We start from the raw sequence: 25,764 nt of genomic DNA, 5'->3' as shown, positions 1-25,764 counted from the left end.
TAGTATACTTCCTTTTTCAGGTAAATTACATCGATTCTTCGGAATTCACCTTTTCTTCACGGATGATCTCATACATATCAGACGCTTCTTCTTTTTTGGCATGTTCTTTAATGCTCGAAATCGCAACTGTGACGATCTTGTTTCCGAACCGGATCGTCATCTCATCACCTGCTGCTACCGTGCTACTTGCTTTCGCCACATTACCATTGATCGTGATGCGACCTTGATCGGCTACTTCTTTGGCAAGCGTCCGTCGTTTGATCAGACGCGATACTTTTAAAAATTTATCAAGTCTCATGACTGTTCCTCCTGCTTCGCTTGATGCCAGAGTGAATCTTGCTCTTCAAGCGTCATCTCAACGAGCGGTCGGTCCGCTAGTTGTTCCATTCGCGTAAAGCGACGGATGAATTTATCATTCGTCTGTTGTAGCCCCTCTTCTGCCGAGAGACCAAGGTATTTCCCAACGAGTGTCATCGAAAACAGAACGTCTCCGAATTCACCTAGTCGTTCTTCTGGTGCGGCTTCCTTCAATTCACGTAACTCTTCGATTACTTTTTCAAGTGCACCCTCGACGTCACTCCATTCAAAACCGACTTTCGCCACTTTCTTTTGAATATCTTCTGCGCGCATCAAGGCAGGTGCCCCTTTTGTTACGCCATCGAGCAAGGAAGTTCGCTCCGGTTTTTCTTGTGCTTTGATGTCTTGCCAGTTCGAAACGACGTCTGCTGAAGAATCGACAATCGTTTCTCCGAAGACGTGTGGATGACGACGAATCATCTTATCACTGACGCTTCCGATGACATCTCGAATGTCGAAATACCCTTCATCTAGACCAATTTGTGCGTGGAGCATGACCTGTAAAAGGACGTCTCCTAGCTCTTCTATCATTAAGTTATCGTCCTGAAGATCGATTGCTTCCAGTAATTCGTAAGATTCTTCGATTAAATGACGTTTTAAGGACTCATGTGTCTGCTCTTGATCCCATGGGCAACCACCTTCACCACGTAATCGCGCGATGATCTCTTTTAATGTCGCGAAGTCACGGTTCAACGTCTGCTCATCCGTGACTGGTGGCACGTAGACTGTCGTCAGGTTACTGAGCGTCGTCACATGATCGAGTTCATATAACGGCACGCTTTGGACAGTTTGTTTGCTTGTACCGGCTGCCGTGACCAAAGTGACAAGATGTTCGTCCGGATAACGTTCCATCAGCTGAACCTTTAAGTCACCGGCGACGAGCGCATCATAGACTTGTCCAATCAACAAATGTTGACGGATCTGTGCTTCATCGACGGCAAACGCCGTCGCATCAAGCAACTGGAATCCTTCAATCGGATCCACACCAAGCGCCGCGAACATCGGATCAAGAAAACTTTGTCCGCCTACAACATCGACCGCGTCCGTCCGCTCTAATAACTGTTGGACGGTACTCTCAGCGACCAGTGGATGACCTGGGACGGCATAGATGATGTCCGTCGTCTTTGAGAGGCGAAGCAATTCCTCAACGATTTCTGTGTATACGTCTTCAAACCGACTATGTCGTTCGTAAACCGAGTCAAATGATGTAAAGTTCATTCCCTCTGCTGCGAGTTCTGAAACGACTGGATGATCCATTGTCCGTAAATAGACAGGCTGTGTCGTGTTTTTTAATAATCGATAGATGCCAAACGGCAATTGTTCGAGTTCGCCGACGCCAAGGCCGACGATCGTAATTCGGTGTGTCATATACTCCTCCTACGTTGGTACATCTGATATAACTTATCTCCTAAAGGCAATAGCGCCCACTCTTGTTCTGTTAATGCACGGACGCGTAATGCCATACTGCCATAAATGATGGCACCACCGACGACAAGGACGCCGACTTCGAGTGCCGCACCGATTCGTGTCTCAAGCTCAAACAGCTGGAAGAACGTTTCGATCAGATACAGAAACACACCCATGGCGAGCACAGGTAAGACCAGTCGTCGGTAGAACGTGTTTCCTGCCGATACGCGACCGAACTTTCGGTTTAATAAAGTCCATTGTGCTGCCGCCATAACGGCAAAGCCGCCAAATGTCGCCATACCCGCCCCGATCATACCATATCGGGGAATGAAATAGAGATTCAGAGCGAGCTTCGCCCCTAATCCGACAAGAACACCAACGAGCGCATATTTTTCAGCATCGACCGACTGGAGACAAGAGATGATCATCATCGCAATCGAAGCAGCAAATGCCGTTGCCGCGAGCCAAATCAGCCCTGCTGTTCCCTGGTCATCTTGATATAACGCAATATTGAGCGGACGCATCACACCCATTAGTCCGATCGTCGCTGCAGCGGCAATCAATAGACCGGAACGGAGTAATGTCTCGAGTTGTTGACGCATCATCTGCGGATCGTGTTTACGGTATGCGGTTGATAAGGACGGAACGCTCGCAAGACTCATCGATGTCGCAAACAGAATCGCGAATTGGAGTAACGGATACCCACGGTCGAGCACCCCTTTTTCAATTTTTGTCTCCGTCGTATTGCCAAGTAGGTTAACGAACGTCAATCCATCGATCAATTGCATTAGTAACAAGGCAAGTGAGGCGATACTGACCGCCACCCCGCTTGTCACGAGCACTTTCCCGACCCGACGTACGTGAATACCTGAAAACACAGGACGACCGATCTTCCCTTTCGCAAAACGTAACAGGACGAATAACGAAACGATGCTGCCACCGATCGCTGTCAGATGGGCACTGGCACCAATCCAGTAGGGGTCAGCCTGCATCGAGACGCCGATATAGGTCACGAGCAACAAGAGTCCGACACGGACGGCATTTTCAGAGACTTGGGATACAGCCGTCGGTCGCATCTCAAGATCTGCTTGAAACATGCCTCTAAGAACGGCAATCACCGGTAGTAAATAAAATGTACACGTGACAGCTCGCAACGGAACAACGAGTTTGTCGTCCCCAAACCAGCCCGCGAGTGTCGGGGCAATCCACCATCCGAGCAGACCAAAAAAGACCGTCATCGCAAGTAAGACATAAAAAATCGACCAAAGGACTTCTCGTTTCTCATCCGGGTGGTGAAGCGTCAACTTCGCCACGATGACGGGCAGCGCATAAATTCCAAGCGCTGCCGCTATCGCGAATAAGGGATAGACCGTCTGATAGACATACAATCCGAAATCACCAGCAAGGTTCTGATACGGAATCCGGTAAAAGAAGCTGAGCAATTTCGAGATATAACTAGAGATCGCAAGCAGTGCTGCGCCTTGCGCAATCGTTCGTCTATTCATCGTGCGACGAGCCGACGATCAAGCTCCGCTAGCAACTGTTCTGCCTGCATCGTCATCTGTTGCGTCGACTGCTTGTTGCGGTTCAGGGTCAAGACGAGTTTCTGTTCTTGTTGTCCCATCCCTAGACCACGTCCAAGCGGAACGGTCCATTTAACGAAGTCCGCCACGTCAAGCTGCTGTGTTGCTTGAAGCGACAAGACGATCTCGATTTTCGGATCGGTTTGTTTGACGCGTTCGACACGCGCCCGCTCGGCAAAAATCCGCATCCGTGTCAATTGGATCAAACGCGCAACCTCATCAGGGAACTCACCGAATCGTTCAAGCATCTCTGTTTCAAGTTGTTCGAGACTATCGACGGTATCGACATATTTCAAGCGTTTATAGAACTCGATTTTCAGCTCGGAGTCCGTCATGTAGTGTGATGGAATATACGCATCAAGACTGAACGTGAACTCGGGTACGAATTTCTGGACGCGTTTTTTACCTTTCATCCGTTCTTTGCGTTCTTCAACCGCTTCTGCGAGCATCTGCGAATAAAGATCGAAACCAACGGAGTCGATGAAGCCCGATTGTTGGGAACCGAGTAAGTTCCCGGCACCACGAATCGATAAGTCGCGCATCGCGATCTTAAAGCCGCTACCGAGCTCCGTGAATTCCTTGATCGCCTGTAGACGACTTTCTGCTACTTCCGTCAATCGTTTTTGCGGACGGTACGTAAAGTACGAATAAGCAACGCGACTTGATCGACCAACACGACCGCGCAATTGATACAGCTGCGATAAGCCCATTTGATCCGCGTCATGAACGATCAACGTATTGACGTTCGGAATGTCGATTCCTGTCTCGATGATCGTCGTACTGACAAGAACATCCGCGTCCCCTTCGAAGAACGCGATCAACTGACTCTCGAGTTCGGTTTCCGTCATCCGACCGTGCGCCGTGACAATCCGTGCTTCCGGTACGAGCGCGCGAATCTCTTCTGCCTTTCGCTCGATGCCTTCGACCCGGTTATAAAGGAAGAACGCTTGTCCACCCCGGCCAAGTTCTCGTTCAAGTGCTTCTCGCATGACGATTCCGTCGTATTCCATGACATACGTCTGGACCGGATAACGGTTTTCAGGTGGGGTCTCAAGGACCGAGAGATCGCGGATCCCAATCATCGACATGTGCAATGTCCGTGGAATCGGTGTCGCCGTCAACGTCAAGACGTCAACGTTCGTCTTCAACTGTTTCAGACGCTCTTTGTGTTTCACGCCGAATCGTTGCTCTTCATCAATGATCAACAATCCGATATCAGCGAACTGAACGTCTTTCGACAGCACACGGTGTGTCCCGACGACGACATCGATCGTTCCCTCTTTCAATCCTTGTTTCGTCGCCTTTAATTCTGCTGGCGAACGGAACCGGCTCATGACCGACACACGAATCGGCCATTCACTGAATCGCTCAAGCATCGTTTCGTAGTGTTGTTGCGTAAGGACGGTCGTCGGTACGAGTAACGCGACTTGTTTTCCAGACATGACCGCTTTGAACGCCGCTCGAATCGCAACTTCCGTTTTCCCATACCCGACGTCGCCACATAATAGACGATCCATCGGACGCGGACGTTCCATATCCTTCTTGATTTCAGCAATCGATCGCAATTGATCGACCGTTTCCTCATACGGGAACGAAGCCTCGAATGCTTGCATGTTATCGTCGTCCTCTGGGAACGCAAAACCGACGGCAGCCTCGCGAGCCGCATAAAGCTTGATTAATTCGTCAGCGATATCCTCGACCGATTTTTGGACCTTCGCTTTGACCTTTTTCCATTCCGTTCCACCGAGTTTATAGATCTTCGGCTCTTTTCCTTCAGCGCCGACATACTTTTGAATCAAGTCGATCTGATCGACAGGAACATACAACGAGTCCTCTCCCGCGTAAACGAGATGGAGATAATCCTGATGATTACCGGCTACATCAATCGTCTTGATGCCGTGGTACCGCCCAATCCCGTGATGAATATGGACGACGTAATCGCCTGTCTTCAATTCTTGGTAACTCTTGATCCGTTCAGCGTTCGTCAGCTTCGTCGTTTGCTTCCGGCGACGCGCCGGTTGCTTGAAGACTTCTTCTTCCGTGATGACGACGAGGCGCGCATTCGTCATCTCGAATCCACCATGGATTCCGCCAATCAGAATCGCGGGTTGACCACGAGTGATGCCTTCTTTTGTTACGATCGACGCTTCGACCCCATAGTCGGACAACGTCTGACGCATCCGCTCGGCACGTTCTCGGTTACTCGCTAAGAAGACCATCCACATGTCCGCGCGACGATATCGCTCGACTTCTTGCTTCAGGCGTTCCATCTGACCATGGAACGGTGCAATCGGTTTGATGCTGAAATGGATTGCCGCACTTTCTGGTACTCCACTCCGGCGAGTCGGTAAGAGCGAGAGGTACAACAAGGGCTGTCCTTCAAAGACATGTGCCATCGGAACGGACAGGACGTAATCACTGACACTTTGTCCGCGTTCAATGAGAGACGCCATCCATTCTGCTTCCTCTGCATCCTGGACTTCCGCCGCTTCTTCGACCCGTGCGACTTCATCGACGATCAAGACGCTTCCCCTCACGTCTTGACGTAGCGTCGACGTGTAGAGGATCGGTGCATACTTCGCGAACTGTTTCGGACGATCGCCGTTTTCTAACAACTCGACGTCATAGGCGATTCCCTCTTCAAGTGCCGCGAGGACCTCCGTACTTTGGACGCGCTCTTTCGTCGCCTCATAAAGACGACGGACTTTTTCACCCGCGTCCTTCAACTGATCCTTCGTCGCGAAGTGTTCCGCTGCTGGCATCAAACATGCTTCTGCGACGACACCGAGCGAACGTTGGGTCTCCGCATCGAATGTATAGATCGAGTCGACTTCCTCGTCGAATAGATCGAGCCGGTACGGGCGTTCGACCGTGAGCGGATAAATATCGATGATACTTCCGCGAACAGCAAACTCACCGGGCGTCGTCACGGTCGCTGTCCGTTCGTACCCCGCATCGACTAAATCTTGGACGAAGTCCGGAATCGATAAGATGTCGCCCGGCTTCACTTGTTTGACGTGTGACAGGAATGTCTGTGCATCCGGAACATATCGACGTAAACCGACGAGCGGAATGATCAAAATTCCGTCATCCGTCGTCAGTAAACGATGACGGGTCTCGATCCGCGTCGCCCGCAGTTCTGGACTTGCGCCATAAGAAAGTTCTGCTGCTAACGTCTCATCGACCGGATAGAGCATGACGTCTTCTTCCGGTACGAGTTCAATCAAATCATCGTACAGTTTTTGTGCTTGGAACATATTATGTGTCACGAGTACGAATCGACGTTTCGTCTCCTGATAAATCCCGGCTACGAACAATGCTTTCCCACTGTTCATCAGACCGGTGATCAACTGAGCGTTGACACCGTCCCGGAAACGTTCCCGAACCGTCTTGATTTCAGGAATCGCTAGTAAGAGTTCTTGTAATTGTTTCATCTTCTTCCTCCTAAAACACGACAGCAAAAACGCTTTGGAACCCCAAAGCGTTGCGTTCAGTTATACCGATTCATCAAAGCGAGAAACGGTGTGTCTATGAAGTCCGTCGCTACATCGACAGACGCATTGAGTACGTGTTGCAGACTTCCTTGCTCCGCCTTCGAAAAATTCATTAACACCCAGTCAATGACTTGGATGGGTGCCGGTGGTCGACCGACGCCGAGCTTAAGGCGCTTGATCTCCTGCGTACCGAGGTGCTGGATCAACGACTTGACGCCGTTATGACCGCCTGCACTGCCTTTTGAACGCAACCGTAGTTTCTCAAGCGGCAAGTCCAGATCGTCATAGATGACGAGCACATCTTCGACCGCGATTTTATAGAAATCAAGTAACGGTCGCACCGCTTCACCTGATAAGTTCATATACGTCAATGGCTTGACGAGCACGACACGTTCTCCGTTTATCATTCCCGTTCCGAAGAGGGCTTTAAACTTCGATTCTGAAAGCTTGATCCCGTGCTTCTCCGCTAAGGCATCAATCGCAAGAAAACCGATGTTGTGGCGCGTATTCGCATACTTCGCTCCAGGATTCCCTAATCCGACGATACATTTCATATCGATTCCTCATTTCTATTAAAAAAAGTAAACGAACAAGGGTCCGATTTCAATAAACCGGACCACGTCGTTCGTATGCATCAAGCAATCAGCTGAAGAGCGGGCTGATTGATTTCTGTTCGTGTACACGGATGATTGCTTCTGCAAGCAAGCGTGCCACAGAGATTTGTTTGATTTTGCTTGCACATTCGCGTTGTGTCAAGTCGATCGTGTTCAAGACGACGAGTTCTTCGATCGCTGAGTTCTCAATCCGTTCCATTGCTGGACCCGAAAGAACAGGGTGTGTACAACATGCATAGACTTGTTTCGCTCCGTTTTCGATCAAAGCGTTCGCTGCAAGTGTGATCGTACCCGCTGTATCGATGATGTCATCGATGATGATGGCAATCTTGCCATCGACTTGACCGACGATGTTCATGACTTCTGCGACGTTCGGTTTCGGACGGCGTTTGTCGATGATCGCGATCGGTGCTTTTAGTTGTTCTGCTAATTTACGTGCCCGTGTGACACCGCCATGGTCTGGAGAAACGATGACGAGTTCGTTTGGATCGATGTTCTTTTTCTCGAAGTATGAAGCGAGAAGCGGTACACCCATCAATTGATCTACTGGAATATCGAAGAACCCTTGGATTTGTGCTGCATGGAGATCCATCGTCACGACGCGTGTCGCTCCTGCTACTTCAAGCAAGTTCGCAACGAGTTTCGCCGTGATTGGCTCACGTGAACGTGCTTTGCGGTCTTGACGCGCATAACCGTAATATGGAATGACGACGTTGATTGTCCGTGCAGACGCCCGTTTCAGTGCATCGATCATGATGAGAAGTTCCATCAGGTTTTCGTTGACTGGTTGGCTTGTCGATTGAATGATGTAAATATCATCCCCTCGGACACTTTCTTCGATGTTCATCGAAATTTCGCCATCACTGAAGTGTTTGACTGAACTTTCGCTCACCGGGATTCCGATGACTTTAGCGATTTCCTCTGCCAGTGGTTTGTTCGAGTTGAGTGCGAAAATACGAATTTCATGTTCTAAGACAGTAGACATGTGTAGGTGGCCTCCATTTGTTTGGGTTTAGACGAGTAGAGCGACAAGTAATGAATTAACGATAATCAGGTTTCGTCGTTTGACGTTCCCGTGCGATCGCGAGACCGTTTTCCGGCACATCATCCGTGACGGTTGATCCGGCAGCAACAAGGGCGTTCTTGCCGACCGTGACCGGTGCAATCAAGTTGACGTTACAGCCGATGAAGGCATCGTCTTCAATGATCGTCTGGAATTTATTTTTTCCATCGTAGTTGACCGTGATTGATCCACAACCGAGATTGACGTTCTCTCCGATCGTCGCATCTCCGACATAGCTCAGGTGGGCTGATTTGCTACCTTCACCGAATGTTGATTTCTTGATCTCAACGAAGTTTCCGACGCGTGTGTTCGCACCGAGAACCGCTTGTTGACGTAAATGCGCGAATGGACCGACTTGTGCCGCTGGACCAATCTTGCTATCCGTGACGACGGATTGACGAACAATAGCACCATCTGCCACTTCACTATTTCGGATATCCGAGTTCGGACCAATCGTACATTCTGAACCAATGACCGTCTGACCGAGTAATTGCGTTCCCGGATAAAGAACAGTATCTGAACCAATCGTGACGTCCGGTCCGATATACGTCGAAGACGGATCAACGAATGTGACACCCTGACGCATCCAGTACTCGTTCGTCCGCTTACGCATCGATGTTTCCGCTTGCGCAAGTGCGACGCGATCGTTGACACCGATTGTCTCTTCGAACGTAGGTGCCGCATACGCTGCGATCGTTTCGCCTGCTGCTTTAGCAATCTCAATCACGTCTGGTAAGTAATACTCACCTTGCGCGTTATCGTTCTTGACCTGCTTCAGCGTTGCGAACAACATCTCGTTATCAAATACATACGTACCGGTATTGATTTCCCGAAGTGCAAGTTCTTCTGCATTCGCATCCTTATGCTCGACGATTTTCGAGACGTTTCCATCTTCGCCACGCACGATTCGTCCGTAACCTGTCGGATCGTCAGCGAGTGCCGTCAAGACAGTCACTTTTGCGTTCGTATCCGTATGATGTTGTAACAATGAAGACAGTGTCTCGCTCGTCAAGAGTGGTGTATCGCCACAGACGACGAGTGTTGCTCCCTGTTCGTTCCCGAGTACGGGTTCTGCCATTTGAACAGCATGACCTGTGCCAAGCTGCTCACTTTGAAGTGCGTATTCCACCGATGTGCCAAGCACTTCTTTGACGGATTCCGCACCGTGACCGACGATGACGACCTGTCGCTTGACGCCGAGCGTCGCTAATTGATCGACGACGTGCTGTACCATAGGTTTCCCAGCGACTGGGTGAAGTACTTTGTAAAGCTTCGATTTCATCCGAGTTCCTTTACCCGCTGCTAGAATTACCGCGAAATGATTCATCCTTGTCGCTCCTCCACGTAAATTAGTGTTGATTTCGTTCTGAAATAGTACACTCGTTCCAACTATAACGAAAATGGCATCGTTATTCAATGATGGGACGAAGCGGAATCGAGGAAAAAACGAGAAAAAAGACAGGTTTTCCCAAGAAGAGAAAACCTGTCTTTTTCTTATGCTTGATCTGTAGTTTGGGCAGAAGAGACTTCGTAACCGAGACCTTCTTCTTGATCCTCACGTGCCGCATAGGCTTCGAGTACTGAATCTTCGACCTTTTTTCGCATTAATGCATTGATTGGATGAGCGACATCCCGGAAGATACCTTCTTGCGTTCGTTTGCTTGGCATGGCGACGAAGAGACCACTGTTCCCTTCGATCACACGCAAATCATGTACCACGAATTCGTGGTCGAGCGTAATAGAGGCAAGTGCTTTCATTCGACCCTCTGCCACGACGCGACGAATTTTAACGTCCGTAACGTTCATTTTGTCCGCACCCCTTTAACCGTTGTCACAACTCTTCGTTGTCTACTTCTACTTACGGCTTAAAACAAACAAAGGTTTAGTCTTTCCCAATCTTTTTACGCATAATTTCCAAAAGTTTGATAATTACAGTATAGTTACAATCCATGCGGCTGTCAATTTCAGGTAGTCTCTGCTTCCGAGAAATAGTGATCGACGTTTCCACGCTTGACTTGAATTTGACCAAGATCGACGTCGACGTCCGCTAATTTCATTAAGCTGACGTATTCGTTGACCATCTTCTTCTCGGCACCCTCTGCCTCGATCAAGACACCCACACCTGCGACCTTTGCTTCGAACTCGCTCAAGAGACTCATCATTCCGCGAATCGTTCCGCCGGCTTTCATGAAGTCATCGATCAATAAGACGTTCGCCCCACGTGGTAAACTCCGGCGCGCAAGTGCCATCGTCCGAATCGCTTTTGAAGAACCTGAGACATAGTTGATACTGACCGTTGAACCTTCTGTCACGCGACTATCCGAACGCACGATGACGAACGGCACACCCAGTTGCTCAGCGACCGCATAAGCAAGTGGAATCCCTTTCGTCGCGATTGTCATGACGACATCGACTTTCTTTTGGCTAAAGACAGATGCAAACACTTGCCCCATTTGTTTGACCATCTTCGGATCCCCGAGTAAGTCCGTCAAATAAAGGTATCCCCCTGGCAACAGTCGATCTGGACGTGCGACACGCTCACATAGATCGTCGATGAACGGTAACGCCTTCTTACTGCTCCACGTCGGGATGAACATGACGCCACCCGCAGCACCTGGTACCGTGACGAGACGACCCGTTCCCTCATGCTCTAACATCTCGCTGACGATATCTAAATCTTCACTGATCGACGATTTCGCCGATTTATAGCGTTCTGCAAAAATCGTCAATGAGACGAGATGATGGGGATGGTCAAGCAAGTACCGCGTCATGTCGACCAATCGACCACTTCTCCGAATTTTCATTTGTTTTGTTCCACCTCTCCGTAATTCCGAATATTCAATAGTGAATATATCATTTTCATACGGATATTATCAATGGTTTTCGCCTAAAAGACGAACGACGTAGACTTCGTTACAAAAGCCGCGTAATCCATTATAGAGACGTTGTGCCCGATTCTCGTGTTCCGTCAACGCAAAGACCGTCGGACCACTTCCGCTCATCAAGACGCCTTCTGCGCCACAACTCGCCATGAATTCCTTGATCTGCTCGACTTCCGGGTGCATCGGCAACGTGACCGATTCGAGAACATTACCGAGTGACTGGCAAATGCCTTGGAAATCTTGCGCCTTCACCGCATCGATCATCGCTTCGACGTTCGGACGTTTTGCCGTGTTCAAGTCAAGGGCACCATAGACGTCAGCCGTCGAGACACCAATCGTCGGTTTAGCAAGAACGACCCAGCATGGGGGTGGTGAGACAAGTTTTTCTAGCTTCTCTCCGCGACCCGTTGCAATCGCCGTTCCTCCCATGACACAAAATGGGACGTCAGAGCCAACCGCTGCCCCGACTTCCGCCAACTCTTCAAGCGTCAAACCGAGTTGCCATAACTCGTTCAAACCACGTAATGTCGCTGCTGCGTCACTAGAACCACCTGCAAGTCCCGCTGCGACCGGGATGTGTTTTTCTAAGAAGATTTCGACCCCTGTCTTGACGTCGTATTTTTCTTTTAAGATCGCTGCTGCTTTATACGCAAGATTACGTTCGTCGTTCGGAACGTAAGCATGCTGGGCATTCATTCGAATTTCTCCTGACGGCAGCTCCGTCAATTCTAGACGGTCTGCCAAATCGACTGTCGTCATCACCATATGTACATCGTGATAGCCGTCCGGGCGCTTTGCTGTCGCATCCAGGACTAGGTTGATCTTGGCCGGAGCCTTTACAATAATCGTCATCGTGCCGTTCCTCCTCTAGTTCGTTTCCTGTAGGAATTGTATCAACCTTTCCACAAAAAAAGAAGCGAACATTTTGTCCGCTTCGGAAGGTAAGTTTACGAATTCGCAAATTCGATTTGTACGGAGTCTGTTAGCACGTCGGCGTAGCTATAAGAAACTCGCTCGACATTGTGGCGCTCTGCGTCTAGCTTGACTACAAACACCGAAGGATACGTCTCAACGAGCGTTCCGATTCGGGTTACGACCTTTTTACGACCGCCGCTTGCTTTTAGCGTCAGTCTTTCACCAACATGTGTTTCGAAAACATGTCTGATTTCGTTCAACGTCTTTGGCATACGCTTCACCTCACTAATATTTATTATAGCATATTAAATAAATATTAGAAAGGGGAAATATTATATCTGTTCTAATCGTATCCGTCAACGTTTTTTAATTGGCAAAAGTGCATCCGCTAACTGTGCGAATTCCTGCAGGCTGAGCGTTTCTCCGCGACGACGTGGTTCGATTCCAGCTTCCAACAATGCCGCTTCGACCGCCGCCTTTTCCGTCTTCCCGAAGTGTGTCGTCAAGTTGTTCAAAATCGTTTTCCGGCGTTGTGCAAAACTTGCTCGGACGATTTCGAAGAATAATGCCTCATCCTGTGTCTGTACCGCCGGCTCTTTTCGAATGTTCAAACGGATGACTGCTGAATCGACATTTGGTGCCGGAATGAAGACTTGTTTTGGAACCGTGAAGCAGACTTCAGCTTCCGCATAATACTGAATCGCGATCGATAGAGAACCGTATGCTTTCGTGCCCGGTTTTGCACCGATTCGTTCAGCGACTTCCTTTTGAATCATCATGACGAGCGTCCGAAACGGTGCTTTCGCTTCGAGAATCCTCATGATGATTGGTGTCGTGACGTAATACGGGAGGTTCGCGACGACGGCAATATCAGTGATGCCTTCTTGCGTGAACTCTTCTGCGACGATCGTCGAAAGATCAAGTTCAAGAGCATCGCCGTGAATGACCTTTGTATGAGGATACGGTGAAAGTGTATCGTCAAGAATCGGTAGCAACCGCTGATCGATTTCAAGAGCGACGACTTTTTTCGCCTGTTTCGCCGATTGTTCCGTCAATGAGCCGATTCCTGGTCCGATCTCGAGTACGCCGCTTTCAGGCGTTAATCCAGCTGCCCCGACGATGTTTCCTAATACGTTTAAATCGATTAAAAAGTTTTGTCCCAACGATTTTTTAAACGAAAAGCCATGTTTCGCTAAAATTTCCTTCGTCCGGTGCAATGTAGCAATGTCTTTCAAACTTCTTCCTCCTCTAATTGTTTCAACGCCGCTTCCCATTCCGCCCGCGTGATCCGAATCGATGCGACGCGTTTGACGAGTTGTTTTGCATTTGGTTCACCAATCGCAAGAATCTGACCGAGACGACGACGACGGATCGAGGCTGCTGGTCCACCAATCAAATCGGCTGCTAGAATCATTTCACGTGTCACTTCAGCAATCGGTGCTTCTTCCGTCTCATAGACAGCAGCGAGCGCCTCTTCGATTGCGGCAGGTGAGGCATGTTCTACACCGATTTTCCCTCGTTTATCTTTTGCTTGAGCACGCGGAAGATAGGCATGTTTACAGCCTGGTACGCGCTCATTGATTCGGGCACGGATACGATCTCCTGGAAAATCAGGATCCGTGAAAATGATGACACCGCGTCGTTCCAGTGCCTTCTCGATGCGTTGCATCGTTTGTTCATTAACGGCTGAGCCGTTCGTTTCAATTGTATCGACATCAAAGACTTCTTGTAATCGTGTCGTATCATCTCGTCCTTCGACGACGATGACTTCTTTTAAGCGTTTCCGCATGATCTCTCCACCTTCTTCAAACACTCTCGTAATTGTACCTGTTTCCACGAAAAAAACAAGGAAGCGTCACGTGTCCGCTTCCGTTGCACTAGGAATGACCCAAACTTGCAGTTGTTTTCGACCGAACGTCTTCGCTGTTTGTTCTCCGTCGACCAAGACATCGATCTTATTGCCTTTGATGGCGCCACCGGTATCGAGAGCGATCGCAAGCCCCACTCCTTCGACGTAGACTTTCGTTCCGAGCGGAATGACTTTCGGATCAACCGCGATGATCGGCATCCCTTGATAGGTGATCGTATCCGTCACGTCATACCCGGTCGCGGTCAAGGCACGTCCGTTGTACAAACGACTGCCGTTCGAAGCTGGGTCGTTCGTATACGCCGTCGCTTCGACCATCAAACTCTTCGCACTCGAAAAATCAAGGTCTGCATCGGCTTTTGGTGTTTCCGTTAGTGGATTCGTCGCCTGTTCTTCGTTAAAGACGGGTGCTTCAGTAGGCGTCTCGATTGGTTTTGTCCCGACTTTGACGACTTGTTTGACAGGTGTCTGTGTCACTTGATCACCAATCAGTTTTTTCTCTTTACTGAGACCGTCAGCGAGCGTTAATTGATACTTTTTCGTTCGGACACCCGGACGACCTGATGCCGTCACGAGTTGTTCGCCTTCCGGTAAAGTTGGATCCTCGACTTCTTCGATCTCAAACGGCACGAGCTGTTCCTGCGTCAACGTCGCACGACGTGTCGTGTTGACCGTGATCAACGTTCCTTCCGTCACGCGGGTATCGGGATCCGGAGCGACCCGGTCTTCCTTTTGCAGACGGATTCCTTCCCGTGCTAACAATTCCCGAACTGACGTCTCATACGTGTAGATTTGTCGGGCTTTTCCACCAACGACGAGATCAACGGGAAAAGCTTCCCGGTACCGCACCGTCATTCCGTTCGTCAACACAGCGTCAGACGACGGATAAATATCATCGGTATCCGCTTTTTTGATGCCGCGTTCTGCAAGCAAATCCTTTACTTGGCGTGCTTGCGTTCGAACGCGACGGGACTCACCGTAGCCCATGATCAGCGTGATTTCTTTCGCCCGCTGAATGACGATCAATCGTTTTTCCGGCAGGTCGGCACTGAGTGCCGGTTCAATCACATCATTGTCACGCGTCGTAATACCGGCTTCTTCAAGTGCTCCATAAACAGAGTCAGCTGTCGTTTCAATTTGTTGTTCTTGACCATCAATCAAGACAGTCACGGTTTGTGGATGATCCATCATCCCATAGACGAGTGCAGCCGCAAGTAGTAGGCTGCACCCGATCGTAATGAACGTCAACGAACGCATCATGGCAAACGGAAGACCCGTTTTGCATTTTCCGTCGTCGCTGCTTCGACGTCAGCGTACATCATGCCACGGAGCTGCGCGATCTCTTCGGCGACGAATCGGACGTAAGCCGGTTCGTTGCGTTTACCGCGGTGCGGTGTCGGTGTCAGGTACGGACAATCCGTCTCAACGAGTAGACGATCGAGCGGGACTTCCTGCGCGACACGTTTCGGCATCTTCGCATTCTTGAACGTAACGGGACCTCCGAGTGAAATGTAGAAGTTCATCGCCAGGCATCGTGGTAATAATTCAGCACTCATGCTGTAGCTATGCAGAATCCCTCCGACTTCTTTTGCATCCTCTTCTTCAAGGATCCGTAACGTATCTTCTGTCGCTTCCCGGTTATGGATGACGATCGGTTTTTTCTTCTGCTTCGCGAGACGGATCTGTTTGCGGAAAGCTTCTTGCTGCACATCTTTCGGTGACGTATCCCAGTGATAATCGAGCCCAATTTCTCCGAGCGCAACGACTTTTTCGTGATCCATCAACCGTTCGACCTTTTGGTACGCTTCCTCGTCAAAATCAATCGAGTCGACGGGATGCCAGCCGATGACCGCATAAAGATCATCGTACGCTTCGACGAGTTCCATCGCACGATCAATCGTCTTGTGATCAAATCCGACGACGATCATCGGTGAGACACCGTTCGCGCGTGCCCGCTCGATCGTCTCGTGGACGTCGTCCGCAAATTGGTCTGCATTCAAGTGAGTGTGTGTATCGATTAACATAGCTGTTCGACTCCTTCTTTAAAAAAATGCCTGTGACATGAAGTCCACAGGCATCGGTTTTATTTTACGCTTGCGCCGTTCGCCATCGTTGACGGGACCGTCGCTAGTTCAAGTTTTCCTGCTTTTTCAGCAGCAAGGACCATTCCTTGTGAGAGTTCGCCACGTAACGTGACCGGTTTTAAGTTCGCCACGACGATGACTTTTCGTCCGACTAAATCTTCCGGCTCATACCACTGAGCGATACCAGAGACGATTTGGCGTGTTTCTTTGCCCATATCGACTTGTAGCTTCAATAGTTTTTTCGCCTTTTTGATCTTTTCAGCCGTCACGACTTCACCGACACGTAATTCGATCTGGTCAAAGACATCGATTGTCGTTTCTGGACGAATATCTTCGTCTTCTTCTTCAACTTCTTCTTCCTCAACACGTGCTGCAGAAGCTTGACGCATCATGTCGACGATTGCTTCGACTTCTTCTTTGACGTCGAGACGTGGGAAAATCGGTGTCGCTGTACCGACTTTTGTTCCTGGTGTGATGTCTGCGAATTTCTTGAGCGCTGCCCAGTCCATCGCTTGTCCAGAGAGACCCAGTTGCGCGAAGATCTCTTTGGGTGAACGCGTCATGAACGGTTGCAACATGATCGCCACGTGACGCAAGACGCCGACGAGATGCACCATGACAGAACCGAGTTCCGCCGTTTTGGATTCGTCTTTTGCAAGCACCCACGGTTGTGTCTCATCAATATATTTATTGGCACGGCTGATCAATTGCCAAATGTTCGACAGTACGACAGAGAATTCCATGTGTTCCATCGATGCTTCGACTTTCGTGACCGTTTCTTTTGCAAGATCCGACAGTGTCGCATCAAACGGTGTCACGTTACCTTTATAGGCTGGGATCTCACCATCAAAGTATTTCGTGACCATCGCGATCGTCCGGTTGAGTAAGTTCCCGAGATCGTTCGCTAAATCGTAGTTCATCCGCTCAACGAATGCTTCAGGTGTGAACATACCGTCCGAACCGAATGGCACTTCTCGTAAGAGGTAGTAACGAAGGGCGTCGAGACCGTAGCGATCCGTCAATGGAATCGGATCGACGACGTTTCCTTTTGATTTCGACATTTTTCCGTCTTTCATCAACAACCAACCATGTGCGAAGACTTTCTTCGGTAATGGAAGGTCAAGCGCCATCAAGAGTGCCGGCCAAATGATCGTGTGGAAACGAACGATTTCTTTTCCGACGAGATGGACATCTGCTGGCCAGTACTTATCGAAGTTACCGTGATCGTCCGTACCGTAACCGAGTGACGAGATGTAGTTCGTCAACGCATCGATCCAGACGTAGACGACGTGTTTTGGATTCGACGGGACTTGTACACCCCAGTTGAATGTCGTCCGTGAGACCGCTAAGTCTTGAAGACCTGGTTTAATGAAGTTATTGATCATTTCGTGTTTACGTGATTCTGGCAAGATGAATGACGGATTCGCTTCAAAGTACTCAAGCAGACGATCCGCGTACTTGCTGATCCGGAAGAAGTAACATTCTTCGCGAACGAGTTCGACCGGGTGTCCACTGTCAGGGCTCTTCCCATCGACGAGTTGTGATTCCGTATAGTACGTCTCATCCGGAATCGAATACCATCCTTCGTATTCACCTAGATAGATATCGCCTGATTCAAGAAGTGTCTCGAACACTTTTTCGACGACTTTCTTGTGACGTGGTTCTGTCGTCCGGATATAATCATCGTACGAGATGTCGAGACGATCCCATAAGACTTTAATCTGTTCGACGACACCGTCGACGAATGCCTGTTCCGAAATCCCTGCTTCTGCTGCTTTTTCCTGGATCTTTTGGCCGTGCTCATCGCTACCTGTCAAATACCGGACGTCGAATCCTTGAAGTCGTTTGTACCGTGCCATCGCATCTCCAGCCACCGTCGTGTACGCGTGACCGATATGTAGTTTTGCACTTGGATAATAAATCGGGGTCGTGATATAAAATGTCTTTGCCATGTTATTCCTCCGTTCTCTGATTTCCATCTTCATTATAGGCTATTATACGCTGTTACGGGACTGATGTCGAAACTCACTTTTTGTCGAATCGAAACATTTTTTGACATCAGACATCAAATTACAAAAAAACACACTCTATAGTTTCATTTCCTTTAAAAAGGGAAAATGTATTAATAAATCGTTTCAAATATGGTGTTTTTGAGAAATAAATGACATTTTGATTTCAAGCTATTCAGATTGGTTGACTACTTTTGGAAAGTCTAGTATTCTACATTCTATAGAAACGATGTCGAATTTTGACGATTTTTCAAAAGAAAAAGAGATCCATGACATCAAAGGAGGAACAACAAAATGAAATCAACAGGTATTGTACGTAAAGTAGACGAGCTCGGTCGTGTCGTAATTCCAATCGAATTACGCCGTACACTTCAAATTGCAGAAAAGGATGCCCTCGAGATTTATGTCGACAACGAACAGATCATCCTTAAAAAATATAAACCAAACATGACTTGCCAAGTCACAGGAGAAGTATCAGAAGATAACTTCAAATTGGCTGATGGTAAATTGATTCTTTCACCAGATGGCGCACAACGCGTTCTCGTTGAATTAAAAGATTTCCTCGATCGTCATTACGCAAGCAACGAATAAGGAAAAAAGGAAGCTCCTGACGGGGCTTCCTTTTTTTAATCTGCTTCGTGAAACGCAAGGTATAGTTCCTGACGATCCAGTCCCCGTTCCTTGGCGACACGCTTCAACGCCGCGTTCGGCTTTTCGCCTTCTTCGATATACCGACGGATTTGCTCGAGTGGATCACTGTCTTGAATGACCGCATCCGGTCGTTCTTCGTTTGACCCTTCGACAAGAACGACGAACTCACCTCGAACGTCTTCTGCTGCCCAAGCACGTAATTCACTCACGCTTCCCCGAATGTACTCCTCGTACCGTTTTGTTAATTCCCGGGCTAACGTCACCTGGCGATCACCGAGTACTTCCTCGATCCCTTGCAACATCTCTTTCAATCGATGTGGTGCTTCATAAAAGATGAGCGTTCCGGTTTCGTATTTCAATTGCTCCAACGCTTCGCGACGTTCTTTTTTCTTCCGTGGCAAAAAGCCGTAATATAAAAAGCGTTCCGTCGATAATCCGGACGCGACAAGAGCGGTCAACGCAGCGTTCGCACCCGGAAGAACGATGACAGGAATGTCTGCTGCAATCGCTTGACGGATCAAGTCGCTTCCCGGGTCCGAGATACCGGGCATACCGGCGTCGGAGACGAGGGCGATTTGCTTTCCTGCCTCTAAATCAGCGAGGAGTCGTTCGCCGCTTGTTTGTTTATTGTGTTCATGATAACTGACAAGCTTTGTCTCAATCGAAAAGTGCCGAAACAGTTTCATCGTCTGCCGGGTATCTTCTGCTGCGACGATATCGGATTCCTGTAAGATCCGGACGGCCCGATACGTCATGTCTTCTAAATTGCCGATTGGTGTCGGGACGATATAGAGACCGGCTCCTTGCTGTTGATAGCTACTCGTCGCTTTCATGAGGTTCCTCCTTGAATCAACCGTTCTTTTTGTGAACGGGTTAATTGTTTAATCGCATATTCCCGCTTCATTGCCTCTGACTTCGTCGCAAAAACCTCCTGATGAACGAGGACGACCGGTAGACGGGCACGTGTATACTTCGCACCCTTACCTGCGTTATGTGTCGCGATGCGTTGCGTGACGTCTACAGCGTAACCCGTATAATACGTATCATCTTGGCAACGAACGATATAGACTGCATGCTCAGACATTGAACAGTTCCTTCATCTGAGCCGCATACGAGTTGTTCGCTTCATAGACGATGAACGGGGGAAGCACCTTCAGTCCAGGTTTTGCATCCTTGATCCCCTCGATCAACAGCATGTTTGCTTCCTTCCCTGCTTTCGGATAAATCAGCTGCATCCGTTTCGGTTCCAAGCGATACGTCCGCATCAAGGTAACGATATCGAGCAGTCGTTCCGGTCGATGAACGAACGCTGCCTTTCCGCCTTGTTTCAACAAATCAGATGCACCTCGAATGCAGTCTTCAAGGGTACAGAGAACTTCATGTCTTGCAATCGTATAATGTTCACTTTGGTTTTGGTTCGATGTCTCGTTTGCTAAAAAATAAGGGGGATTACAGGTGACAGCATCATAGATGCCGTATCCAAGACGCGTACCCGCCTCTTTGACGTCCCCTTCAATCATCTCAATCCGGTCGTTCAGTTCATTCAAGGTGACGCTCCGTCGTGCCATCTCCGCTAGTCGCGGCTGGATTTCAAGACCCGTGATCTGCCCTTTCGTCCGGTAGGATAAAAAGAGTGGAATTGCACCGTTTCCTGAACAGAGATCGGCAATCCGTCCCTGTTGAATCGGGACCCACGCAAATCGTGCGAGCAGTGCCGCGTCGAGTGAATACGAGAAGACGGATGGACTTTGAATGATCTTCCCTTCCTGTCCTAAGAGATAATCAAGTCGTTCGTCTGGTAATAGTTCAAACATGTCGTGCCTTCCTTTCCGAAAAAAAGACTGACTCATGTAGAAGTCAGCCTCTCAATGTTTCGTTAACATGGATAAGCAAAAGAGACAATCGCCGTCTTTTCGTACTTGTCCATAATGCAAGTTACAGATGTGGAACCCTTCCTGGTACAATCGTCCGAGATTATCGTAGCCCGCACCGACGCCCGCTTCCGCTTCTTCCGCTTCCGTGACCGGCTGTTGTTCATCGCGTTCGACTTTTTCCCGAAGATGATGATTCTCCAGATACAGATGTTGGTTCTCTTCCATCATGTAAGCCAGCTGATCCTTTAACACGCTCAGATGCTCAGTCAGCAAATGAATCTGTTGCTCAATCGCATCGACACGCGTAATGATTTCTTTTTTATCGACTCTCTCCACGCGTATGCACCCCGTTATTCTTTTGGTCGTTTTGGTTTTACGGCACCAACGGATAATAGTTCTTCCATTGAATACGTCAAGACGCGGGAACGATCCTTCAGTTCGATTTGAACGACTTGATCGAGGATGTTCAAACCAACGACGCGTCCTTCGCCTTCAGGTACTGTCAAACGTTTTCCGTAGTCCGGCAAATCACGGCGCATTTCTTCATACGTATCGTTCTCGTATTTCAGGCAGCACATCAAACGACCACATACTCCTGAAATCTTCGTCGGATTCAACGACAGGTTTTGATCTTTTGCCATCTTGATCGAAACCGGTTCGAACTCACCGAGGAAAGATGAACAACATAAGACACGACCACACGGACCGATGCCTCCCAGTAACTTCGCTTCATCCCGAACACCGATTTGACGGAGTTCGATACGCGTCCGGAAGACCGCCGCTAAATCTTTGACGAGCTCACGGAAATCAACACGTCCTTCTGCCGTGAAGTAGAAGATGACCTTATTACGGTCAAACGTGTACTCGACATCGACCAATTTCATATCGAGTTTATGTTCACGGATTTTTTCGACACATACCGCATGCGCATCAAGCGCTGCGACTTTATTTTCGCGGACGATCATTGCATCCTTATCGTCAGCAATCCGAAGAATGGATTTCAGTGGCAACACCACATCTTCTTCGTCCATTTGTTTATCGGCGATGACCACTTCGCCATATTCAATGCCCCGTACCGTCTCAACGATGACTGCTTGTCCTCGTGATAATGACTCTTGTCCAGGTGCAAAATAATAAATTTTGCCCGCTTCTTTAAAGCGAACGCCTACTACTTCTAGCATGTCGCTCTACCCTTTCTGTAAGTCAAACATGAGACGCTCAACTGTTAATTGGGGATTAACATTCGCTTCGACCCGTCTTACTGCGGCAAGCACAGCTTGCAACCAGCGGGTGATCGTCGTCTGGCTCTTGGACCCCATCTGTTCAAGTTGGGGTTTACTATTCGTATAGGTCATACCTTCCCACGCCGGATTCAGTTTCAGACGTAAGACATCCTCAAAGAAACAGGTGACGAGTTCAAGACCGATTCGGACATCCTGACGGTTCTTGAATTGTCCCATCCATTTCTCTTGTACGAACAGTGGTAAATCAGCCGGACGATTCGCTAATTCCTCCATCAATTGTAACACTGACGCTCGCGCATTTACAAACCAGTCTTCGAGTAATGCTTCTTCTGCATCCTCGACTTTTGGATAGACACGCGCTGCCAATTGCGTCAACTCGTGGTCCCGTCCCGTTTTTTCAGATAAAACCTCGCCAATCATTTGACGATCCGCCGGACGAAAACTTAATAACTGTCCCCGCGATCGAATCGTCGGTAAAAGGAGCTGGGGTTGATTCGTCAACAATAATGCCACTTTTCCTTCTCCTGGTTCCTCAAAGAACTTCAGCAAACTGTTTGCTGCCTGGGGAGTCATCTTATGGGACTGGGTAATGACATAAATCTGACGATCGCCTTCGAGTCCTCGGAGTGAGAGATCATGCATCAATTGTTGAATCTGTTCTTTTTTGATGGTCGCGCCATCTGGTTCGATTTCATAATAATCGACCAAGTTGCCACTTTCCATTCGCCGACAGCTACGACAGACACCACATGGCTCTACATCAACCGGGGCCTCACAAAAAAGGCTTTTCGCGAACAAGTGAGCCGCTTCAAGTAGAAGCGGCTCATAGTCTCCGGTGAAGATATAAGCGTGATTGATTCGATCGTTTCGTAACGAATTTTGAAGAATCGTCGAAATGACCGATTGTGTCTGTTCCAATTCATGAAACGTCTGCATCAGAATTGATGAAACCCTTCGATTGGTAAGACGAAGACCGTTGCCCCGCCTACCTGGACTTCAACAGGGTACGGGATATACGAATCGGCATGACCACCCATTGGTGAGATTGGAGAAACCATCTGTTCGCGGCTTGAACAGTTCTTTTTGATCAATCGCAACAAATCATCGAGACGCTCACTCTGTACACCAATCATGAACGTCGTGTTCCCTTCTTTAAGAAAACCACCTGTCGTTGCTAGTTTCGTTGCTCGGAAATCATGCTCGACAAGTGCTTCCGCCAAACGTAAGCTATCTTTATCTTGAACGATCGTAATGACCATTTTCATGAGAATCTCTCCTTTTCTTCTAAATACGTAATGACATCTTCCACTAAGTCCTGATGAATCGCTTCAATCGATCGATTGGCTTGTACGATCTGCACCCGTTCCGGATCCGATATTGCAATCTGTTGGAAACCTTCATAGACGCGGGCACGAAACGCATCATCTCGCTGCTCGATTCGATCAAGTGCTCCCCGGTCCATCATTCGTTTTTTAGAATCCGTTACCGTTAAATCAAATAAATACGTTCGGTCTGGCGCTAACCCACCTGTTGCAGAATCATTGATTTGACGCACGAGATCAATCGGATGTCCAAGACCATACCCTTGATACGCAAGTGACGCATCAACGAATCGGTCACATAAAACGATTGTGCCTGCCTCTAACGCCGGTCGAATCAATTCCTCGACATGCTGGGCACGAGACGCTGCATACAACAGAATTTCTGTCATCTCTTTCATCTCTTCAAAATCAGGATTCAAAATCAACGAACGAATTTCGTTCCCAACGCGTGTGCCACCTGGCTCACGGGTCGTCATGACGTTATAGCCTTTTTCTTTTAACACATCACTAAGCAATTGTAGTTGTGTCGTTTTACCGGCACCATCTGGTCCTTCGACAGTAATGAACGTACCTTTCATCCTTCAAACCCTTCCTCTATGACGCGTAACGCTCCTCGTTGCAATTGTTCGCCCCCTTGCAAATGAACGGCTACGGTTTGATAATGTCGTAAACGTAGTACCTGTTCCGCCGTAATGCGTTCGCCTCTGACGATCAACGGAATGCCGGGCGGGTACGGAATAATCGTTTCGAGTGAAACATGACCGATACACTCATCCAGCTGACGGAACATACCTGTTGCTTGTTCTAACTGTTCATAAGAACAAGCTAAAGCAGATACCTGTATTTTACCCATAATTGGTTGCTCGATATACCTTTTCAAAGGAATTCCTTCTGATTTCATCATTTGAATGGCTCGTTCGACACGGTGGACCCAGTCATTCTGCTCAGACTTTGCTAGCGGACGAAGTGGCAAAATACAGACGACGTGATCTCCTAAAGCAAATTCTGCATCGAGTTGAACAGCTCGTAACGCGTGCAGCAACGAATCTCCTGAATATCCCTCATACGTTAATGTCATCCGTGACCAATCATCGAATCGCAGAACCGTCATATGATCAAACCGTTGAAGTGCTTCGATGAATGCATTATGACTAGCTTGAACTTCTGACATACCTCTAACTGTCCATTGTTCACGATAGGAACGGGCGTAATCTAATGAAGCCAGCAGTAAATATGAAGGACTCGAAGTCTGAAACGCTTGAAGCGCTCGCTGTAACTTCCTTCTCATCTTTTCCGAAAATCGCTCATGCATCCATGCTCCCATCGTCAGTGCTGGAAGTGTTTTATGAGCAGACTGGACAACAGCGGTTGCTCCTAATTCAAATGCAGAGCGTACACCAAATGCTTCACCGAAGTGTGCGCCATGTGCTTCATCCACTAATAAAGGGAGCCCGTGCGATGCTGTGAGCTGAACGAGTGACGTGATATCAGCTGCTTCCCCGTAATAGGTCGGTGAAGTGATAAACACGCCGACTCCTCCTGGGTATTTCGTAAACGCTTCCTTTAATGTTTCACGTGAAACATGTCCACTGATTCCCGTTTCCTCATGGATGTCTGGTTCTAGAAAGATCGGTTCGATCCTCAGCCATTCTAACGCATTGAACACCGATTTATGGGAATTACGCTGTACATAAACACGCTCTCCTCTTGTTGCTGTAGCGGCAAGCATCGCCCAGTTCCCAACGGTCGAACCATTCACAAGGAAATGACTCGCTTTTGCACCGTAGACTTTTTGTAGCAAAGCTATCGCGTCTGCAATGGCCTCTTCCGGATGATGAAAATCATCTAGACCAGGTAATTCTGTGACGTCCCATTTAAAGAAGTCAGGAAGATGTGTCAATGTTCCATTCTTATGACCAGGAACATGCCATGAGATGGGCGTTCGATCTAAATGGCGTTGAAGTGCATGTACAATAGGAAGTTCGTGTTTCATGAAAAAACTCCTTTTCCTCTAAAATGATTACACAAAAAGACCGACCTGCAATTTGCAGATCGGTCAAGTGCCTGGCAACGTCCTATCCTCACAGGGGGAAGCCCCCAACTACTTTCGGCGTTCAAGTGCTTAACTTCCGTGTTCGGCATGGGAACGGGTGTGACCACTTGGCTATCGTCACCAGACGATTGGGCTCGCGCCCTCAAAACTGAAGTCATCAACAAGCATCTGCTAGAACAAGGCCTCGACCGATTAGTATCACTCAGCTCCACATGTCGCCATGCTTCCACCCGTGACCTATCTACCTCATCGTCTCTGAGGGGTCTTTCTTGATTACTCAAAGGGAAATCTCATCTTGGAGGGGGCTTCATGCTTAGATGCTTTCAGCATTTATCCCGTCCGCAC

The 25,764-nt window shown here is 48.6% G+C and carries 26 protein-coding genes and 2 rRNA genes; 1 reads left to right on the top strand and 27 read right to left on the bottom strand.

Features of this window, described 5'->3' with window-relative positions; translation table 11 throughout:
• Positions 1-25: 25 nt before the first annotated feature.
• From AYO36_RS16475 to metG, 16 genes are all read right to left on the bottom strand, one after another.
• Positions 26-298, bottom strand: coding sequence for an RNA-binding S4 domain-containing protein (locus tag AYO36_RS16475; RefSeq protein WP_023466556.1), 273 nt, complete (start codon positions 296-298; stop codon positions 26-28).
• Positions 295-1,725, bottom strand: coding sequence for a bifunctional methyltransferase/pyrophosphohydrolase YabN (gene yabN / locus AYO36_RS16470; protein WP_064301050.1), 1,431 nt, complete (start codon positions 1,723-1,725; stop codon positions 295-297). Before yabN ends, AYO36_RS16475 begins: the two co-directional genes overlap by 4 nt.
• The gene (locus tag AYO36_RS16465; RefSeq protein ID WP_064301049.1) at positions 1,722-3,269 is read right to left on the bottom strand and encodes a putative polysaccharide biosynthesis protein; all 1,548 of its coding nucleotides are present in this window, start codon (positions 3,267-3,269) and stop codon (positions 1,722-1,724) included. Before AYO36_RS16465 ends, yabN begins: the two co-directional genes overlap by 4 nt.
• Entirely contained in the window at positions 3,266-6,781 is a 3,516-nt protein-coding gene (gene mfd, locus AYO36_RS16460; RefSeq protein ID WP_064301048.1) for a transcription-repair coupling factor, read from the bottom strand. Before mfd ends, AYO36_RS16465 begins: the two co-directional genes overlap by 4 nt.
• A gap of 56 nt (positions 6,782-6,837) precedes the next feature.
• Positions 6,838-7,395 (bottom strand): aminoacyl-tRNA hydrolase, encoded by a 558-nt coding sequence (pth, locus tag AYO36_RS16455; RefSeq protein ID WP_023466549.1) that lies wholly within the window; start codon positions 7,393-7,395, stop codon positions 6,838-6,840.
• Positions 7,396-7,483: 88 nt separating this feature from the next.
• Positions 7,484-8,440, bottom strand: a complete 957-nt coding sequence (locus AYO36_RS16450) for a ribose-phosphate diphosphokinase (RefSeq protein WP_012368955.1) — start codon at positions 8,438-8,440, stop codon at positions 7,484-7,486.
• Positions 8,441-8,495: 55 nt separating this feature from the next.
• On the bottom strand, positions 8,496-9,845 hold the full coding sequence (gene glmU, locus AYO36_RS16445) for a bifunctional UDP-N-acetylglucosamine diphosphorylase/glucosamine-1-phosphate N-acetyltransferase GlmU (RefSeq protein WP_064301047.1): 1,350 nt from the start codon (positions 9,843-9,845) through the stop codon (positions 8,496-8,498).
• A 167-nt stretch (positions 9,846-10,012) separates the two neighbouring features.
• On the bottom strand, positions 10,013-10,324 hold the full coding sequence (gene spoVG / locus AYO36_RS16440; RefSeq protein WP_064301046.1) for a septation regulator SpoVG: 312 nt from the start codon (positions 10,322-10,324) through the stop codon (positions 10,013-10,015).
• A 158-nt stretch (positions 10,325-10,482) separates the two neighbouring features.
• Positions 10,483-11,322 (bottom strand): pur operon repressor, encoded by an 840-nt coding sequence (gene purR / locus AYO36_RS16435; RefSeq protein ID WP_023466544.1) that lies wholly within the window; start codon positions 11,320-11,322, stop codon positions 10,483-10,485.
• A gap of 69 nt (positions 11,323-11,391) precedes the next feature.
• Positions 11,392-12,252, bottom strand: coding sequence for a 4-(cytidine 5'-diphospho)-2-C-methyl-D-erythritol kinase (gene ispE, locus AYO36_RS16430; protein ID WP_023466542.1), 861 nt, complete (start codon positions 12,250-12,252; stop codon positions 11,392-11,394).
• Between the two features lie 95 nt (positions 12,253-12,347).
• Positions 12,348-12,587 carry a Veg family protein gene (locus tag AYO36_RS16425; protein WP_012368950.1) on the bottom strand — a complete coding sequence of 80 codons (240 nt, stop codon included), beginning with the start codon at positions 12,585-12,587 and terminating at the stop codon, positions 12,348-12,350.
• A gap of 84 nt (positions 12,588-12,671) precedes the next feature.
• Positions 12,672-13,550, bottom strand: a complete 879-nt coding sequence (gene rsmA / locus AYO36_RS16420) for a 16S rRNA (adenine(1518)-N(6)/adenine(1519)-N(6))-dimethyltransferase RsmA (RefSeq protein ID WP_023466540.1) — start codon at positions 13,548-13,550, stop codon at positions 12,672-12,674.
• Complete coding sequence (gene rnmV, locus AYO36_RS16415; protein WP_064301045.1) at positions 13,547-14,104, bottom strand: ribonuclease M5; 558 nt, start codon at positions 14,102-14,104, stop codon at positions 13,547-13,549. The genes rsmA and rnmV overlap by 4 nt, the downstream gene beginning before the upstream one ends.
• Positions 14,105-14,170: 66 nt before the next feature.
• Positions 14,171-15,442: a 3D domain-containing protein gene (locus AYO36_RS17160; RefSeq protein ID WP_064301044.1), complete on the bottom strand. Its 1,272-nt coding sequence runs from the start codon at positions 15,440-15,442 to the stop codon at positions 14,171-14,173.
• Complete coding sequence (locus tag AYO36_RS16405) at positions 15,439-16,206, bottom strand: TatD family hydrolase (RefSeq protein ID WP_023466535.1); 768 nt, start codon at positions 16,204-16,206, stop codon at positions 15,439-15,441. Before AYO36_RS16405 ends, AYO36_RS17160 begins: the two co-directional genes overlap by 4 nt.
• Positions 16,207-16,265: 59 nt before the next feature.
• Complete coding sequence (metG, locus tag AYO36_RS16400) at positions 16,266-18,245, bottom strand: methionine--tRNA ligase (protein ID WP_255359393.1); 1,980 nt, start codon at positions 18,243-18,245, stop codon at positions 16,266-16,268.
• Between the two features lie 324 nt (positions 18,246-18,569).
• Here metG and AYO36_RS16395 point away from each other — a divergent pair, with 324 nt between their 5' ends.
• Positions 18,570-18,866, top strand: coding sequence for a transition state genes transcriptional regulator AbrB (locus AYO36_RS16395; protein ID WP_023466531.1), 297 nt, complete (start codon positions 18,570-18,572; stop codon positions 18,864-18,866).
• Between the two features lie 35 nt (positions 18,867-18,901).
• Here the strand turns inward: AYO36_RS16395 and rsmI are convergent, their stop codons facing one another.
• The 11 genes from rsmI to AYO36_RS16340 form a co-directional block, all read right to left on the bottom strand.
• Positions 18,902-19,759 carry a 16S rRNA (cytidine(1402)-2'-O)-methyltransferase gene (gene rsmI / locus AYO36_RS16390; RefSeq protein ID WP_064301042.1) on the bottom strand — a complete coding sequence of 286 codons (858 nt, stop codon included), beginning with the start codon at positions 19,757-19,759 and terminating at the stop codon, positions 18,902-18,904.
• Positions 19,756-20,010 (bottom strand): GIY-YIG nuclease family protein, encoded by a 255-nt coding sequence (locus AYO36_RS16385; RefSeq protein ID WP_023466528.1) that lies wholly within the window; start codon positions 20,008-20,010, stop codon positions 19,756-19,758. Before AYO36_RS16385 ends, rsmI begins: the two co-directional genes overlap by 4 nt.
• A complete protein-coding gene (locus tag AYO36_RS16380; RefSeq protein WP_064301041.1) occupies positions 20,003-20,740 on the bottom strand; it encodes a tRNA1(Val) (adenine(37)-N6)-methyltransferase in 738 nt (245 codons plus the stop codon). The genes AYO36_RS16385 and AYO36_RS16380 overlap by 8 nt, the downstream gene beginning before the upstream one ends.
• A 51-nt stretch (positions 20,741-20,791) precedes the next feature.
• Complete coding sequence (gene yabA / locus AYO36_RS16375; RefSeq protein ID WP_119182633.1) at positions 20,792-21,142, bottom strand: DNA replication initiation control protein YabA; 351 nt, start codon at positions 21,140-21,142, stop codon at positions 20,792-20,794.
• A gap of 8 nt (positions 21,143-21,150) precedes the next feature.
• Positions 21,151-21,981, bottom strand: coding sequence for a PSP1 domain-containing protein (locus AYO36_RS16370; RefSeq protein ID WP_029343044.1), 831 nt, complete (start codon positions 21,979-21,981; stop codon positions 21,151-21,153).
• 6 nt (positions 21,982-21,987) lie between these two features.
• Positions 21,988-22,980 (bottom strand): DNA polymerase, encoded by a 993-nt coding sequence (locus tag AYO36_RS16365; protein WP_050677360.1) that lies wholly within the window; start codon positions 22,978-22,980, stop codon positions 21,988-21,990.
• Complete coding sequence (locus AYO36_RS16360; protein WP_023466519.1) at positions 22,980-23,309, bottom strand: cyclic-di-AMP receptor; 330 nt, start codon at positions 23,307-23,309, stop codon at positions 22,980-22,982. The genes AYO36_RS16365 and AYO36_RS16360 overlap by 1 nt, the downstream gene beginning before the upstream one ends.
• The gene (gene tmk / locus AYO36_RS16355; protein ID WP_064301040.1) at positions 23,306-23,944 is read right to left on the bottom strand and encodes a dTMP kinase; all 639 of its coding nucleotides are present in this window, start codon (positions 23,942-23,944) and stop codon (positions 23,306-23,308) included. Before tmk ends, AYO36_RS16360 begins: the two co-directional genes overlap by 4 nt.
• On the bottom strand, positions 23,941-25,359 hold the full coding sequence (locus AYO36_RS16350) for an aminotransferase class I/II-fold pyridoxal phosphate-dependent enzyme (protein ID WP_064301039.1): 1,419 nt from the start codon (positions 25,357-25,359) through the stop codon (positions 23,941-23,943). Before AYO36_RS16350 ends, tmk begins: the two co-directional genes overlap by 4 nt.
• A gap of 69 nt (positions 25,360-25,428) precedes the next feature.
• Positions 25,429-25,544 (bottom strand): 5S ribosomal RNA (gene rrf, locus AYO36_RS16345).
• 47 nt (positions 25,545-25,591) lie between these two features.
• Positions 25,592-25,764 (bottom strand): 23S ribosomal RNA (locus AYO36_RS16340); the annotation flags it as partial.

Origin of the sequence: Exiguobacterium sp. KKBO11, assembly GCF_001644945.1 — a bacterium.
GTDB classification, from domain to species: Bacteria; Bacillota; Bacilli; order Exiguobacteriales; family Exiguobacteriaceae; genus Exiguobacterium_A; species Exiguobacterium_A abrahamii.
The sequence above is the reverse complement of the archived record's forward strand: the minus strand, read 5'-3'. Positions and strand labels throughout refer to the sequence as shown.